General features: G+C 42.8%; 12 protein-coding genes. All 12 read left to right on the forward strand.

Translation table 11 applies throughout. From position 1 onward, the window contains the following. The first annotated feature begins 610 nt into the window (after nucleotides 1-610). The 12 genes from ampC (at nucleotide 611) to FTU00_RS04080 (ending at nucleotide 16464) form a co-directional block, all read left to right on the forward strand. Nucleotides 611-1771, forward strand: coding sequence for a class C beta-lactamase (gene ampC / locus FTU00_RS04025; protein WP_180179145.1), 1161 nt, complete (start codon nucleotides 611-613; stop codon nucleotides 1769-1771). A gap of 274 nt (nucleotides 1772-2045) precedes the next feature. After that, nucleotides 2046-2963 carry a LysR family transcriptional regulator gene (locus FTU00_RS04030; RefSeq protein ID WP_180179146.1) on the forward strand — a complete coding sequence of 306 codons (918 nt, stop codon included), beginning with the start codon at nucleotides 2046-2048 and terminating at the stop codon, nucleotides 2961-2963. Between the two features lie 205 nt (nucleotides 2964-3168). Then, nucleotides 3169-3651, forward strand: coding sequence for a VOC family protein (locus FTU00_RS04035; protein ID WP_180179147.1), 483 nt, complete (start codon nucleotides 3169-3171; stop codon nucleotides 3649-3651). Between the two features lie 330 nt (nucleotides 3652-3981). Further along, the gene (locus FTU00_RS04040) at nucleotides 3982-4683 is read left to right on the forward strand and encodes a VIT family protein (protein WP_180002442.1); all 702 of its coding nucleotides are present in this window, start codon (nucleotides 3982-3984) and stop codon (nucleotides 4681-4683) included. Nucleotides 4684-5214: 531 nt separating this feature from the next. Beyond that, entirely contained in the window at nucleotides 5215-6555 is a 1341-nt protein-coding gene (locus FTU00_RS04045) for an MFS transporter (protein WP_004783163.1), read from the forward strand. A gap of 40 nt (nucleotides 6556-6595) precedes the next feature. Further along, nucleotides 6596-9142, forward strand: coding sequence for a nitrite reductase large subunit NirB (gene nirB / locus FTU00_RS04050; RefSeq protein ID WP_218951758.1), 2547 nt, complete (start codon nucleotides 6596-6598; stop codon nucleotides 9140-9142). Between the two features lie 24 nt (nucleotides 9143-9166). Next, nucleotides 9167-10777, forward strand: a complete 1611-nt coding sequence (gene nirD, locus FTU00_RS04055) for a nitrite reductase small subunit NirD (protein ID WP_180179148.1) — start codon at nucleotides 9167-9169, stop codon at nucleotides 10775-10777. 280 nt (nucleotides 10778-11057) lie between these two features. Then, the gene (locus tag FTU00_RS04060) at nucleotides 11058-13838 is read left to right on the forward strand and encodes a nitrate reductase (RefSeq protein WP_180179149.1); all 2781 of its coding nucleotides are present in this window, start codon (nucleotides 11058-11060) and stop codon (nucleotides 13836-13838) included. After that, on the forward strand, nucleotides 13835-14473 hold the full coding sequence (locus FTU00_RS04065; RefSeq protein ID WP_180179150.1) for a molybdenum cofactor guanylyltransferase: 639 nt from the start codon (nucleotides 13835-13837) through the stop codon (nucleotides 14471-14473). The genes FTU00_RS04060 and FTU00_RS04065 overlap by 4 nt, the downstream gene beginning before the upstream one ends. A 135-nt stretch (nucleotides 14474-14608) precedes the next feature. Continuing rightward, on the forward strand, nucleotides 14609-15661 hold the full coding sequence (moaA, locus tag FTU00_RS04070; protein ID WP_180179151.1) for a GTP 3',8-cyclase MoaA: 1053 nt from the start codon (nucleotides 14609-14611) through the stop codon (nucleotides 15659-15661). Nucleotide 15662: 1 nt separating this feature from the next. Further along, entirely contained in the window at nucleotides 15663-15914 is a 252-nt protein-coding gene (locus tag FTU00_RS04075) for a MoaD/ThiS family protein (protein WP_004783151.1), read from the forward strand. A gap of 1 nt (nucleotide 15915) precedes the next feature. Next, complete coding sequence (locus tag FTU00_RS04080; protein WP_004783149.1) at nucleotides 15916-16464, forward strand: molybdenum cofactor biosynthesis protein MoaE; 549 nt, start codon at nucleotides 15916-15918, stop codon at nucleotides 16462-16464. Nucleotides 16465-16495: the final 31 nt, after the last annotated feature.

Consider the following 16495-nt stretch of genomic DNA (forward strand, 5'->3'; position numbering starts at 1 on the left):
ACGTTTTTTGATTTTAAAAGTGCTAATGGATAGTTGTAGTAATTCAAGATAGATAAATAGGGTTATGGGGGTATATATTTAAATGAGTATTTATTTTTAAGCAAATAGAATAGTTTTATCTTTAGGTTTATTTTTTAAAATATAAATATAATCAATTGTTTATTTTGTTAACAACTTTTCTTAAAAATAATTTATGTATTTTATAGCCTGATTTATTTTTCAAATATATTTTTAATTTTTTAAACATCCTTATTTTGGGAGGTTTTTATTTTAAATAGTGGGATTGAATTTTTATCTAATAATTTTTTAGTCAATAAAATAAAATCTTAAATTTAGAGGTATGGCTAGATTTAGCTTATTTTTATTTAACTCTTATATTTTATTTTCAAATTTTATAGGTATGCCAATTCTATCATTTTTATAAAAAAGTGGAGAAAGCTTGGAATGACTATATGTCCTCTATGAGGGAGCAACTTATAGACAAGAGAGATTGAATAGTTCAGAAATTGAATTCACTAATCAATAGAAAGAGAAATAAAGAATCTACTAAGAATGAGTGGGGAAATAAGTGAGAAGATAACCACTTTCTTAAATGGGATAAAAAATAAGAATGGTTTTAATTACGTTGAAGGGATTTAAGGCAGGAATCATTGCCTTGGCTATAGGATTTAGCGTTCAGGCAAATGCAGATGACACAAAGGAAAATTATATTGAGGCTGCTATTGATCAGTCATTCAAGCCGCTCATGCAACAATATGATGTATTGGGAATGGCTGTTGGGGTGATTTATCAGGGAAAAAATCATGAATATTATTATGGCCTGCAATCTCATATCGACCATAAAGCTGTAAATCGGCAAACAATTTTTGAATTAGGTTCTGTAAGTAAAATCTTTACGGGCATTGCAGGGGGCTATGCCAAGAGTCAGGGCAAGCTTTCTTTTAATGATCATCCAGCTAAATATTGGCCTGATTTAAAGAATTCAGAAATCAACAAAGTCAGTTTGCTGGAATTAGCGACTTATACGAGTGGAAACTTACCTTTGCAATTTCCGGATCAGGTTAAGACTGATCAGCAAGTTTTAGAGTATTTTCAAGATTGGCAGATTAAACATCCGCCTGGCCAATATCGGCAATATTCAAATCCCAGTATTGGCTTGTTTGGTGAGTTAAGTGCAAGATCAATGAATGTTCCTTTTAGCGTATTGCTGGAACAGACGATTTTTCCAAAACTCAATTTAAAGAATACCTATATCAATGTTCCGAAAGCACATAGGGTTCATTATGCTTTTGGTTATGATCAGAACAATCATCCGGTGCGGGTAAACCCGGGAGCTTTAGATGCCCAGGCTTATGGGGTGAAATCTACACTTCCCGATATGCTGAAATTATTAGATACCAATCTGAATCTGAAAAAGAACAAGCCTGATATTAAACAAGCGCTTCTGGAAACTCATCATGGATATTTTAAGCTTGGGAAAATGACCCAAGCACTCGGTTGGGAGACTTTTTCATATCCGACGACACTCGATATTTTGCTGGAAAGTAATTCTGAAAAAGTCGTGATGCAAGCAAATCCAATAGTCAAAAATACTATTCAGGAAAAATCACAAGTCTTTCATAAAACCGGTTCAACCAATGGCTTTGGCACCTATGTGCTGTTTGTTCCGGAAGAAAATTTTGGACTGGTGATGATGATGAATAAAAAAATTCCCAATGCAGAGCGAATCAAGGCAGCCTATCAAGTCTTTCAGTCCATAAAAAACAGTTAAGTTTATTAAGCCTGAATAGAAGGAAATGTCTCATGATTTTTGAGCTAGGGTGTTTCCTTCTTTTGAAAAGAGGTTGAGTCTTAAACTCTAACTGAAGTAAAAGCCTCCTAATTTCGGAGGTTTTTATTTTGTATCGATAAGAGTGGTAGATTTTATTGGTTGAAAAAAATTCATTCTATAAATTTTAAAATGAAATTTAATAATATTAAAGTTCAAAATAGGGTAAGCTTATTTAATTAAGATTGAATCAGATTAGATAGGTTTCAGGGCATTCATGTTAGAACTTCGTCATTTAAAAACCTTAGTCGCGTTACGAGAACATGGCTCACTGGTTGCAGCAGCAGGAGATCTTTGTCTCACGCCTTCAGCTTTGTCCCATCAGCTTCGTGAATTGGATCAATGGTTCGGAGTCGAAATCGTCAATCGCCGTAGTCGCCCGGTCAGTTTTTCCAATGTCGGGCAGCGCTTACTGAAGCTGGCAGATGATATTTTGCCTCAAGTCCATGTTGCACAGAGTGATATCATTCGCATTGTGCATGGGCAGACAGGACGGATCATTTTTTCTTCCGAATGCCATAGCTGTTTCGACTGGTTGATGCCTTTACTGAATCAATATCGTATTCAATATCCAGATGTAGATTTGGATTTCGCTTCTGGCTTTGAGGCCAATCCGCATGAATTATTACAAACAGGGGAATTCGATCTGCTTATTACCGCTGATCCTATTGAACTGAAGGGTATAGAGTATTTCCCGATTTTTGAGTATGAGTCGCGTTTGGTGCTATCGAATACTCATCCTTTAGTGCGTTCCCAAAGTATTAGCGTCCAGGAATTGGCGGAAGAAACACTGATTACTTATCCAGTGGACAAGCACCGTCTGGACATCATGTCACACCTGTTTATTCCAGCGAATATTTTACCTAAACAAATTCGGACCACCGACTTGACTCAAATGCTGATTCAACTGGTTGCCAGTGGTCGGGGAATTGCAGCCTTGCCAGATTGGGTAGTGAATGAATATGAGCAAAAAGGCTGGGTGACTTCACGCCGTTTGAATTGTATAGCCCCGAATGGACTGCGCCGGACTTTATATGCAGGTTATCGAACTGAAGAAAAGCAGAAAGATTATTTCGAAGGATTTTTAAAGCAGCTTGACCGATTCTCTAAAAAGAGAGCCACATATTATGATTAAGTGGTGATAAAGGTTTCCTCTCGACTCTTTAAAACTATTCTTTTTGATGACGCTTTCAGTCAATTAGATCAATAAATATACAATTCTAAAACAGGCTTACTCTCGTTTTAGGTGAAAGATGGGAAGAGTAGGACTCAACTAATAGATGAGATATTGAAGAGTTCTTAAGTAGTCTAAAACCTATTCTGAAAGAAGAGGTGAGATCATGAATATCGCAAAGAATACCATCTGTCTTTGGTACGATCATGATGCTGAAGAAGCCGCACGATTTTATGCAGAAATTTTTCCAAATTCATCTGTAGGTGCCGTCGTTCTTGCACCTGGAGATTATCCCTCTGGTAAAGCAGGTGATGTCATCACAGTAGACTTTACCGTACTGGGTATTCCATGTATTGGTTTAAACGGAGGACCTGTATTTCAGCATAATGAATCTTTCTCATTTCAAGTCGCCACAGAAGATCAGGAAGAAACTGACCGCTATTGGAATGCGATCGTCAATAATGGTGGTCAGGAAAGTGAATGCGGATGGTGTAAGGATAAATGGGGAGTATCTTGGCAAATCATCCCTAAAGCTTTGCTTGAAGCATCATACAGTTCAGACCGTGGTGTTGCTAAAAGAGCTTTTGATGCCATGATGACCATGAAGAAAATTGATATCGCTGCAATTGAAGCTGCCATCCGAGGCTAAGGCATGGTCTCGATATCAGTGATTAATGCCATGTATTTAGTTTAAGCGTTTGGCCTTATTACTTATATAAAGTGAGAGGTCATTGTTAATAATCAGAAGTTCATCCTTTAAGGTATAGCCAGTGAGTTGCTTATGGCGGCCGCTGGCTAAAATCCATTTAAGCTTTCTCTATAAATAATTTTTATTTTTTAAAAATAAGTAAATAAAACTCGAAGATATCTCTGAAAGTGAAGATTCATATTTGAAATATTTAGCTTAAAGTAGGATGATAAAATAGTAAGTGGCTAAAATTTAAAATCTTATTTCATCAGCTAGAAGAACGAGAAAGACATGCCTCATTCCCATCATCATGAAAAACACTATATACAACGTTCTGGCTGGTTGCGTGCCGCAGTGCTTGGTGCCAATGATGGAATTATTTCCGTGACCAGTCTGGTTGTCGGGATGGCAGCCAGTGGTGCTTCGTCACAAACACTTTTGATTGCTTGTGTTGCTGGCCTGATTTCTGGTGCAGCCTCGATGGCAGCTGGGGAATATATCTCGGTCAAGTCGCAACAGGATATTGAAAAAAATGATCTCGCCATGGAAGAGCGGGAATTAAATCTGCATCCCGTACATGAATTAAGAGAACTAAAAAATATTTATATCAAGCGAGGGTTAGAAGCTGATCTGGCCGAAGAAGTGGCAAAACAGCTTACTGCACATAATGCCTTAGATGCGCATGCGCGTGATGAAATTGGAATTCTGGAACAGACAGCTGCCCGGCCCTTTACGGCGGCATTTTCTTCAGCATCAGCATTTACGGTAGGTTCTTTATTTCCATTGGTATCCATTTTGGTATTGCCTTCACATTTGCTAGATCAGGGCGTCATGCTGGTGGGAGTGCTTAGTCTGGGAATGATGGGAGCATTAGCCAGTTATGCAGGTGGTGGCAGCATGTGGAAAGGCGCACTGCGTGTCATGATTTGGGGCATCGTTGCCATGCTATTCAGTTTCTGGATTGGCTCTCTATTTAATGTTACTACCATGTAATTATTTAAAAAATATGGAATAAATTTATATTGTTCTCTATATGTCCAAAATTCAAGTGAAGTACATAATCTTGAATTAAAATTTTCCTCATTGAATTGTATTAGACACATCTAGATTTTTAAGTAACTAACTCATTTAAAAAAATTAAATTTTAACTACAAGTTTTTCTTTAATTAAAAATACCTAATTTGATTATATGCTTCCTTGCACTAAAGCTGTGCCAAAAGGCGCAGTGAAGTGGCAATTTTAAAATCTGGATATGAATATTCTCAGGAAAATAAGAAAGAGCTTGGTTCTCAGTCACTATAATTTAGAAAAAATATAAAAGTACCTCTAGATAATTAATATAAATACAAATACTTATTCGTATAACTATTTTATTGGCACGCTTTGTGCTTATTAGAATTTGAGTCAAAGACGACTCTAAAGAAATTTGTAAGACGGCCAATGACGTCCGTTCTGATCGCATCTGGTGTGCAGCGATTCGCATAGCAGATAAGCCTATACGTTCAGTTCTGGAAGGAGATGGTGATGTCTTCAAATTTATATGAAAAGAAAGCAACAAAAATAAGTCTTTTGAATTTCAGCAGCGCAGCAATGAGAGCCTTCCATATGAGTTGGCTCGCGTTTTTTGTCTGCTTCTTTGCCTGGTTCGCCTGTGCACCGCTGATGCCTGTAATCGCAGGTGAATTCAGCTTAACCAAAGATCAAATCGCCAATATCAATATTGCAGCAGTCGCAATCACTATTCTGGTTCGACTGATTGTCGGTCCGCTATGTGACAAATATGGTCCACGGAAAACCTATACCGCCTTACTCGTACTCGGCAGTATCCCGGTCTTTGGTGTGGCCTCTGCGAATAGCTATGAATCCTTTCTGTTTTTCCGCTTACTGATTGGCGCCATTGGTGCCAGTTTCGTCATTACCCAATATCACACCAGCATCATGTTTGCGCCGAATGTGGTCGGTACAGCGAATGCGGCATCTGCAGGTTGGGGAAATGCCGGTGGTGGTGCAACTCAAGCCTTGATGCCTTTACTTCTAGCTGCGTTGGTGATGTTCGGTGTTGAACAGGCGATGGGCTGGAGAATTGCACTGATCGTTCCAGGCCTAATGATGGTGATCGTCGGTGCATTGTACTGGAAATTCACTCAGGACTGTCCACAAGGCAACTTTAAAGAACTGCGTGCAGCAGGAATTCAGGTTGGTAGCGAGAAAAAAGGTGGCATGGCAATTCTGATGCATGCTGCACGTAACTACCGTGTCTGGATTCTATTTGGCGCTTATGCGGCCTGTTTCGGTATCGAAATCTTCATTCATAACATCGTAGCCATGTACTACGTAGAAAACTTCAGCTTTGGTTTAAAAGAAGCAGGTATGACGGCCGGGATCTTCGGTCTGCTAGCCCTGTTTGCCCGTGCACTGGGTGGCATCGTTTCAGACAAAGTTGCCATCAAAAAAGGCCTGGACGGACGTACCAAAGTGCTGTTTGCCATGATCTTGATGGAAGGCTTATTCCTGATTTTATTCTCGCAAATGAACAGTGCCATGCTGGCCATTATCACAATGACTGTCTTTGCATTATTTACCCATATGGCATGTGGTGCAACATATGCGCTGGTGCCATTTATTGACCGTGATGCTTTAGGCGGTGTGGCCGGCATTATCGGTGCAGGCGGTAACGTGGGTGCGGTCGCAGCAGGATTCTTACTCAAAGGCATGCTGGATATTCAAACCTGTCTGATGGCACTTGGCGGCCTGGTCGTGATTGCAGCAAGTTTTGTTCTGATGATTCGCTTCTCGGTTGAGCATAAGGCCAAAGAGCAAAAGCTATATGAAGAAGCTGTTCTTGAACGAAACAACCTGGCTTAAAACACAAGATACAAGATTTAGAAAATTTAGGAGAAGGAATATGAAACTGGTAATGATTGGCCATGGCATGGTAGGACACAAATTTATTGAATCTGTGCTTGAGCATGCGGGTGATGACGTTGAAATCACGATTCTGGCAGAAGAGCCGCGTCTGGCTTATGACCGTGTACATTTAACTGAATATTTCACTGGAAAATCAGCCAAGGATTTAACCCTTTGCCGTAACGACTTTGCAGATGCGTATGGAATTGATCTACGTTTGAGTACCAAAGCGACTGCAATCGATACTGTTAATAAAACAGTCACCACTAATCATGGCGATGTGATTGCTTATGACAAACTGGTTTTAGCCACCGGCTCCTATGCTTTTGTTCCACCAATTCCAGGCAACGACCGTGAAAACTGCTTTGTTTACCGTACCATTGAAGATCTGGATGCGATCCGTGCAGCGAGCTTGAATGCCAAAAACGGTGTCGTGATTGGCGGTGGGTTGCTGGGGCTGGAAGCGGCAAAAGCGCTGCGTGACCTGAATCTGGAAACGCATGTGGTCGAATTCGCACCACGCTTAATGGCAGTACAGATTGATGATCTTGGCGGTAAAGTATTACGCAGCAAAATCGAAGATCTGGGCGTTAAAGTCCATACCCAAAAAGCCACCTCGTCTATTGAAGATGGTGTCAATGCCAAGCACGTGATGAAGTTTGGTGATGGTGCTGAGCTGGAAACCGACATCATTCTGTTCTCTGCAGGGATCCGTCCACGTGATGAGCTGGCACGTCAAAGCGGACTGGCAATCGGTGAGCGTGGCGGGATCATGATCAATGATTATTGCCAAACTTCCAATCCGGACATTTACGCAATTGGTGAATGTGCGCTGTGGAATAACAAGATTTTTGGTCTGGTTGCGCCCGGCTATGACATGGCACGTATTGCTGCGAAACATGTACTTCAAGAAGAATGTGCCTCATTTACTGGCGCAGACATGAGCACCAAGTTGAAACTGATGGGTGTGGATGTTGCATCAGTTGGCGATGCACATGCCATGACACCAGGTTCACTGAGCTACTTCTATGCAGATGAAGCAGCGCAGATCTACAAAAAAATCGTAGTTAATGCTGAAAAAACCAAACTGCTCGGTGCAGTGCTGGTCGGTTGTGCCAAAGAATATAACGACCTGCTGCAAATGATGCTAAATGGTCTGGAAATCCCGGAAAATCCGGAAAGCCTGATCATGCCGGGCTTTGATCAGGCAGCAGCGAAAACGGGTGGCAGCGGTGTAGATTTGTTGCCAGACAGCGCAACTATCTGTTCATGTAACAACGTATCTAAAGCGGATATCTGTTCAGCGATTGCCGATGGTTCAACTTCGCTTGGTGCACTGAAAAAATGCACCAAAGCTGCTACAGCTTGTGGTGGCTGTGCACCGCTGGTGACGCAAGTTCTGAAATCTGAGTTACAACGTCAAGGCGTAACAGTAAATAACCATCTCTGCGAACACTTTGCTTATTCACGCCAGGAACTGTATCACCTGGTTCGTGTGAATGAAATCAAGACCTTTGATGACCTGATCCAGCAACATGGTCATGGTCTGGGCTGTGATATCTGTAAGCCAACAGTGGCAAACATCCTGGCATCTTGCTGGAACGACTTTGTCCTGAAACCAAGCCATGCCGGCCTGCAAGACAGTAACGATTACTACCTCGGTAACATTCAAAAAGATGGTACTTACTCTGTAGTTCCTCGAATGGCAGGTGGTGAAGTCACTCCAGATGGTCTGATCGTAATTGGTCAAATTGCTAAAGAATATGGTCTGTATACCAAACTGACTGGGGGCCAGCGTGTCGATATGTTTGGTGCGCAACTGCATCAATTACCAGAAATCTGGGAAAAACTGATCAATGCCGGTTTTGAATCAGGTCATGCCTACGGTAAATCGCTGCGTACCGTGAAATCTTGTGTCGGCAGCACCTGGTGCCGTTATGGTGTAGATGATTCTGTGGGCTTGGCGATCTATCTGGAAAACCGCTATAAGGGCTTACGTTCTCCACACAAACTGAAAATGGCCGTGTCTGGCTGTACCCGTGAATGTGCCGAAGCACAAAGCAAAGACGTGGGTGTGATTGCCACTGAAAAAGGATGGAACCTGTATGTTTGCGGTAACGGCGGTATGAAACCGCGTCATGCTGAACTACTAGCATCAGATCTGGATACACAAACTTTAGTTCGCTATATCGACCGTTTCTTCATGTTCTATATCCAGACGGCTGATCGTTTGCAACGTACTTCGGTATGGCGTGACAACCTGGAAGGTGGCCTGGATTATCTGAAAGATGTCATCGTGAATGACTCGCTTGGTCTGGCAGCAGAACTCGAGCGTCGTATGGAGCATGTGGTGGGCACTTATCAGGATGAATGGCGTACTGCAGTTGAAGATCCAGAAGTCCGTAAACGTTTCAAAACCTTTATTAATGCCAAGGCTGAACAGCAAAACGATCCGCACGTTCAATTTACTGAAGTGCGCGGTCAGATCCGTCCAAAAACTGAAGCTGAACGCAATGCCAGCCGTATTCCGGTAGTTGAAGCCTGATTCAAAGAATAAAGGAGCAAGAATATGACAATGTTTAAAGATATGAATGAACTGAATTGGGTTGAAGTGTGTGCACTGGATGATATCACGCCTAATACTGGCGTTGCAGCTTTGGTGGAAGATCAGCAAATTGCGATCTTTCGTGTAGGTTCAGAAAAACGTGTTTATGCACTCAGTAACCAGGATCCATTTAGTAAAGCATTTGTGATGTCACGCGGCATCATTGGTGACTTGCAAGGCGAGCGTGTTGTCGCTTCACCAATTTACAAGCAGCATTTCAGTCTGGCGACTGGCCGCTGTTTGGAAGATAAAGACCAAAAGCTACTGGTTTTTCCAAGCAAGATTGAAAACGGCAAGGTGTTCATTAGCCCCGTGCCACAAAAAACCTATATCACCAACAACGGTGTTTCACCGGAAAAAATGAAACTGATACTGGTCGGTAATGGTCTGGCAGGCATGCGTTGTCTGGAAGATCTGCTGGATATGGCACCAGAACGTTATGAAATTACTGTGATTGGTGAAGAGCCTTGGGGCAACTACAACCGCATCATGCTGTCGCCAGTGCTTTCTGGCGAGAAAACCATTGATGACATCATGCTGCATCCACATGCCTGGTATGCCGACAAAGGTATCCGTCTGATTGCTGGTGATCCAGCAGTACGTATTGATCGTCCGCGTAAGCAGGTGTATACCGAAAAAGGCGAAATGATCAGTTATGACCGTTTGATTCTGGCGACGGGTTCCAAGCCATTTGTTCCGCCAATTCCAGGTAGCGACTTAAAGGGCGTACTTAGCTTCCGCGACATTTATGACGTGAACAACATGCTGGACTACTGCAAAACCAAACAAAATGCGGTGGTGATTGGTGGCGGTCTACTAGGTCTGGAAGCTGCTTATGGCCTGCAACAGCAAGGCATGAATGTCACTGTGTTTCACCTGATGGATCGCATTATGGATCGTCAGCTGGACAGCAAAGCCAGCCAGATGCTGAAAACAGCGATTGAGCAGAAAGGTATCACCATCCTGACTGAAGCCAATACCGAATGCTTAATTGGTGAAGAAGGTCATGTGACCCAAGTGAAACTAAAAGATGGCACCGTGCTGGCTGCTGATTTGGTGGTCTTCGCAGTTGGTATTCGTCCAAATATCGCATTGGCGCAAAGTGCCGGTCTGCGTTGCAACCGTGGTGTGCTAGTGAATGACACCATGCAGACTTTTGACCCAAGTATTTATGCGGTGGGTGAATGTATCGAGCACCGTGGTCAAACCTTTGGTCTGGTTGAACCACTTTGGGGCCAGGCGTTCATTTGTGCATCACATCTGGCCGAGCATGGCAGCTTGACCTTTAAAGCGCCGACGGTTCCGACTCAGCTGAAAGTGAGTGGTTGTGATGTATTCTCTGCAGGTGACTTCGAACCAAAAGATGATTTTGAAGATATCGTACTGAATGATGAAAAGCGTCAGATCTATAAACGCATTATTATTCAAAAGGATAAAGTCATTGGTGCGGTGCTGTTTGGTGATACGGAAGACGGTACCTGGTATGCCGAACTGATTGCAGATCAAACCCCAATTGCAACGATTCGTAACAAGCTGCTTTTTGGTCGGGATTTTGCATTAAAGAAAGCAGGGTAAAAAATCAATTTGTCATGGTGAAACCAAGATCCGCGGAAACGTCATCCGCAACTGTTTGAGCCAAGACAAAATATGAAAATGAATGTTTCTGCGACCTTTTTGATACATGCCGGATGAGGGCGAGTTTTGCGGATGACACTGGTTTTGCCTACTTTTCCCGAAAGAAAAGTAGGTCGAACCGAAGGTTGATCCAAATAAATGAGTTGCATTGAAAAGACACCGTTGTAATGAACCTTTTTTGAAAAGAATTAAATTGTGTTTCAACTCCTAAGGAGCATCCATGAACAGTATTCCCGTTGTGGAAATTGAAAGCTCCACAGAATTAAAAACTAAAACCACACAGACCACGTGCCCATATTGTGGCGTGGGTTGTGGTGTGACTGCACATGTAACGCCGACCATATCAGGTTCGAAAGTGACTGTTGAAGGTGATGCCAACCATCCTTCCAATTTTGGCAAGTTATGCATCAAAGGCAGTAATCTGGCAGATACTTTGGAACTGGAAACCCGCTTATTGCATCCAATGCTGGGTCGTAAAGATCAGCGTGAAGTCACGAGTTGGGATACTGCAGTTTCGTCCATTGCCAATAAATTTCAGCAATGTATCGACCAGTATGGTCGTGACAGCATTGCCTTTTATGTCTCGGGTCAGCTGCTGACTGAAGACTATTATGTAGTGAACAAATTCGTCAAAGGCTATCTTGGTACTGCAAACATCGATACCAATTCACGTCTGTGTATGTCTTCAGCTGTTGCTGCACATAAACGAGCTTTTGGCGAAGATTTGGTTCCAGCCAGCTACGAAGATTTCGAACATACTGACATGGTGGTACTGGTCGGTTCCAATACCGCTTGGTGTCATCCAGTGCTGTATCAGCGCATTATGAAAGCCAAGGAACAGCGCGACCTGTTTGTGGTCGTGGTTGATCCGCGTTTTACCAGTACCTGTGAAGCAGCAGATCTACACCTACCAATTCTGCCAGGTCAGGATGTGGCGCTGTTTAATGGCTTATTGCAGTACCTCTGGAAAAATAGTCACGCAGACCAAGAATTTATTGCTCAACATACACAAGGCTTGGAGCAAGCCTTAGTACAAAGTGAAGCTGAGTCTCCGATTCAAGAAGTTGCTCAACGTACCGGTATTGCAGTCGAGAAACTGCAAACTTTTTATCAGAAATTCGCCGAAACTGAAAAAGTTATGACCCTGTTTTCAATGGGGGTCAATCAGTCTTCGCAAGGGGTGAATAAAGCCAACAGCATTACCAATTGTCATCTATTAACAGGCAAAATTGGTAAATTGGGCGCAGCGCCATTTTCCATGACTGGTCAGCCAAATGCGATGGGCGGCCGTGAAGTCGGGGGGCTAGCCAATATGCTGGCTGCACATCTGGATTTAGAAAATCCGGGACATCAGCAGCTGGTACAAAATTTCTGGCAAAGTCCGTATATTGCTAAACAAGCAGGACTGAAAGCAGTTGATTTATTCCAGGCCGTTGAAAGTGGCAAGATCAAGGCGATCTGGATTATGGCAACTAATCCGGTAGTCAGCTTACCAGATGCCGATCAGGTTAAACGTGCCCTGGACAAATGTGAATTCGTGGTGGTGTCTGATATCTGTCAGGACACGGATACCACACAATATGCTGATGTCTTGTTACCCGCTTTAGGTTGGGGTGAAAAAGATGGCACCGTGACCAATTCGGAACGTCGTATTTCACGTCAGCATGCATTTTTGGATGCACCGGGTGAAGCCAAAGCGGACTGGTGGGCCATTGCTCAAGTGGCAAAACACATGGGCTTTAATGGCTTCGATTTCCAGAATAGTTATGAAATCTTTAAGGAGCATGCAGGGCTTTCTGCCTATCAGAATGCCGAACTGCATAAACGTACAGACACCTCATATTTCCGTTATTTCAACCTGCAAGGTTTAAGCAATTTAACTGCAGAAGAATATGATGAACTGGATCCGGTGCAATGGCCAGTTTGGGATAAGCAGCAAGATGCGAAATCTGTCGCCCGGTTATTTGCTCAAGGCCAGTTCAGTCATGCGGATGGCAAAGCCAAGTTTATTGCCACCACAGCGATTGATCCGGTAAATCAGGTTTCCAGTGAGTATCCTTTAATTCTCAATACCGGCCGGATCCGGGATCAGTGGCACACCATGAGCCGTACCGGTCTCTCTGCCAATTTAAGTACCCATCGTGCTGAGCCGTATTGTGAAATTCATCCACATGATGCCTTGAAATATGGGATTCAGGATGGTGAATTGGTTGAGGTGAAATCGCAGTGGGGCAATTGTGTCTTGCGTGCGACTATTAGTGACAATATCCGCCGTGGACAGGTCTTTGCACCCATTCACTGGAATGATCAGGTCGCATCCGATGCCCGGATCGGCAAGGTAGTAAATCCGGTAGTGGATGCTATTTCGGGTGAGCCAGAATTCAAGCATACTCCGGTTATCATCCATCCATTTTATAGCCAGTGGCAAGGCGTATTTTATGTGCGTCAAGGCTTTGAAAAAATCGTACAGCCGTCGATTGAAGCCACCGTGTGGTGGACTAAAATCACTACCAGCAAGGCAATACGTTATGAACTGGCAGACCGGAAGAAATTTAGCTACACCACTGAGCATTTAAAAGAATTATTGCCATTTCAGGATGAAAGTTTTGAATGGCTGAATCTTGAAGATCAGACCGCCCACATCAGTCATAGCGTGATACTTCAGGATGGTCATGTGATTGCCAGTCTATATATTGCACCGAAGGCCTTATTGCCGGACCGCGACTGGGTGGCAAGTCTGTTTAAACGTGAACGTTTAAGTGCTATGCACCGTAAAGCCTTACTTGCTGGACAGCCGATGTCGATGGCAAATAATGAGGGTCCATTAGTATGTAGCTGTTTTAAAGTCGGTAAAAACTGCATCATTGAAACTATTAAAACTAAAAATATTACGGATGAAAAACAGGTGACCGCATGTTTAAAAGCCGGAGGGAATTGTGGTTCGTGTTTACCTGAAATCCGTGGCCTGATTAAAACATGTCAATTGGAGACGGTAGAATGAAAAAAGGAGCCGAGAGAGAAAATAAGAAAACAGCCTATCCGCGTACTGATCTGGTGATTCTGGCGGGTGGACAGGCAAGACGCATGAATGGCATTAACAAACTGTTGCAGAAATTCGATGACCAGATTCAGCTGATCAAGATTCACCAACAGCTGAAATCGAATGTTGTACAGGTCTGGATTAACAGCCATCGCGACTATTCCATTTACCAGAAACTTATTCCCAGTGTTCATTATTATCAAGATGATGAGCAGGGCTTTCAGGGGCCGTTAATGGGCATGAAAAGTGCCTGGTCGCATGTGCAGTCGGATTATGTACTGTTTGTCCCTTGTGACGTAACTTATATTCCTTCCAAAGTATTGCTCAAGTTACACCAGGCTCTAGCCAAAAATAGTCTGGCTGAAGTGGCCTATGTGGAAATTAACGGCAAGCCACTTTATCCATTTTGTCTGGTCAAACGCAGCAGTCTGGCAACCCTGAACTTACATCTTGAACAGGAACAGCGCAGTCTTAAACACTGTTTTGCTGATTTGCACGCACAAGTGGCACGTTTTAAAAATCGTGCGCTATTTTTTCACAGTATTAACTCGCTGGATGAACTGCAACAGTATCAACAGCTCAAATTTCTGCACTAAAAACTGAATATTTTGCTTTTGGCACAAAGTTGGAACACTTATTGCAAATCTAATTATTACAAGATTGGGCGATTTGAGTTTCGCGCACTGCATATGTGCAACAACCCACCCAATGCCTGAAGATGGATGTTCAACATGAATATGATGACACAGCTTAAAAATGATGCCTTGTTTGTCGATCAATTCGGTCGTGGCAAGCGCAAGCTAAGGATTTCAGTGACCGATCGCTGCAATTTTAAATGTGTTTATTGTATGCCTGAACATCCGGAATGGACGAAAAAACACGATCTGCTCAGTTTTGAAGAGCTGTATCAATTTTGCGATTTTATGGTGCGTAATGGCATCCAGTATATCCGCATTACTGGTGGTGAGCCGTTAATGCGTCAGGGCGTAGTGCATTTTGTTGAACAACTGCAAGCGCTGAAAAAGCTGGGACTACAACGCATTTCCATGACTACGAATGCGCATTACTTAAAACAATATGCACAGGCCTTAAAGCAGGCGGGACTGGATGACCTGAATATTAGTTTGGACAGTCTGGATGCTGATCAGTTTAAACAGCTGACTCAAAAAGATTTGGCACCTGTGCTGGAAGGAATTCAGGCAGCACAAGATGCTGGTTTACCGATTAAGATCAATACCGTGCTGATGCAGGGTATGAATGACGATCAGATTCTGCCATTGGCGCGCTGGTCAGTTCAGCAAAACATTGTCCTGCGCTTTATCGAATTTATGCCACTTGATGGTGATCACAATTGGTCTACTGAGCATGTGGTCAGTGAACAATACATTTTAGAAACTTTGGCGGCTGAATTTACGCTCACTCAAAAAACTAATAATTCTGCCCAATCAGCTTCGGAACCCGCACGCCAGTATCTGATTGATGGCCATCCGATTGGAATTATCTCAACTATTACCAATTCATTTTGTGGCAGCTGCGACCGCTTGCGATTGACTGCACAAGGTGAATTTTATAACTGCCTGTTTGCACCTCAAGGCTTAAATCTTAAAAAGGAAATTAAATCACTAAATTCATCTATCGCTCTAAGCGAGTTGAATTTGTATGGCGCTTTATCCCGATATATCTGGAACAAAGAACAGGGCTTTCATGCTATAGAGCAGCGCTTGAAAAATCAAAGTATGAATCAAAACAGCCGCAAAATTAGTATGCACATGATAGGAGGTTAAGATGTCACAGATCAAAATCAGAATTGAAGCCTTCGGTGCGGTAGAACGACAGTTACCGCAAAATCTCGAAATTATCTGCAAATCTCAAAGTACCGTATCTGAAGTTTTGAATCAGGTGGGACAAGATTATCCTGATGCATTTGGCATGATTGAGCGCTGTGCCTGTGCCATTGGTGAAGACATCATTTCACGTCAGACACCCCTTAGTGCTGACAGTACTTTGGTGCTGTTGTCACCTGTCGCAGGAGGCTGAAATGAGCAAATTCAAGCAATTTTCTAGGATTCAGGATACTGCTTTAGATTTGGAAAGTTTTGATCCGATCCAGTCTTTTCCTGAATGTGGTGGAGTCGGAGTATTTATCGGAACGGTACGTAATCACCATGAAGGTAAAGCAGTCAAGGCACTGAAATATACGGCCTATCCACCTGTTGCAGAAAAAATGATTCGCCAGATTGAACAGGAGATCCAGACCAAATACGGCGTGTCCTATGTGCGGGTAATTCATCGAATTGGGGCACTAGATATTGGTGAAAAAGCCATTATTGCAATTGCTTATGCTGCACATCGACGTGAAGCTTTTGCCGCTTGTGAGGAAGCAGTGGAGCGGGTTAAACATGAAGTGCCAGTCTGGAAAGAGGAGTTTTATATGGATGGCAGTAGTCAATATGTTGAGGGGTGTTGTATCCGTAAAGATGTAGAAACTGCTCACATGCATCATCATCCAAAACATTCAGATGAGACGCATCAACATTGTCATCATGCCAAAGAGACTACGCCATTAATCTATCAATGGCCGATATAAGTCAGCACAGACACACGTTTTAAGAAGAAAT

Origin of the sequence: Acinetobacter sp. YH12041 (genome assembly GCF_013419975.1) — a bacterium.
GTDB lineage: Bacteria > Pseudomonadota > Gammaproteobacteria > Pseudomonadales > Moraxellaceae > Acinetobacter.

Excerpts from the sequence above, each read along its gene's own strand:
- FTU00_RS04040 (WP_180002442.1), top strand. The coding sequence starts at position 3,982 with ATGCCTCATTCCCATCATCATGAAAAACACTATATACAACGTTCTGGC.
- FTU00_RS04080 (WP_004783149.1), top strand. The coding sequence starts at position 15,916 with ATGAGCAAATTCAAGCAATTTTCTAGGATTCAGGATACTGCTTTAGAT.
- FTU00_RS04060 (WP_180179149.1), top strand. The coding sequence starts at position 11,058 with ATGAACAGTATTCCCGTTGTGGAAATTGAAAGCTCCACAGAATTAAAA.
- FTU00_RS04065 (WP_180179150.1), top strand. The coding sequence starts at position 13,835 with ATGAAAAAAGGAGCCGAGAGAGAAAATAAGAAAACAGCCTATCCGCGT.
- ampC (WP_180179145.1), top strand. The coding sequence starts at position 611 with ATGGTTTTAATTACGTTGAAGGGATTTAAGGCAGGAATCATTGCCTTG.
- nirB (WP_218951758.1), top strand. The coding sequence starts at position 6,596 with ATGAAACTGGTAATGATTGGCCATGGCATGGTAGGACACAAATTTATT.
- FTU00_RS04045 (WP_004783163.1), top strand. The coding sequence starts at position 5,215 with ATGTCTTCAAATTTATATGAAAAGAAAGCAACAAAAATAAGTCTTTTG.
- FTU00_RS04075 (WP_004783151.1), top strand. The coding sequence starts at position 15,663 with ATGTCACAGATCAAAATCAGAATTGAAGCCTTCGGTGCGGTAGAACGA.
- FTU00_RS04035 (WP_180179147.1), top strand. The coding sequence starts at position 3,169 with ATGAATATCGCAAAGAATACCATCTGTCTTTGGTACGATCATGATGCT.
- moaA (WP_180179151.1), top strand. The coding sequence starts at position 14,609 with ATGAATATGATGACACAGCTTAAAAATGATGCCTTGTTTGTCGATCAA.
- FTU00_RS04030 (WP_180179146.1), top strand. The coding sequence starts at position 2,046 with ATGTTAGAACTTCGTCATTTAAAAACCTTAGTCGCGTTACGAGAACAT.
- nirD (WP_180179148.1), top strand. The coding sequence starts at position 9,167 with ATGACAATGTTTAAAGATATGAATGAACTGAATTGGGTTGAAGTGTGT.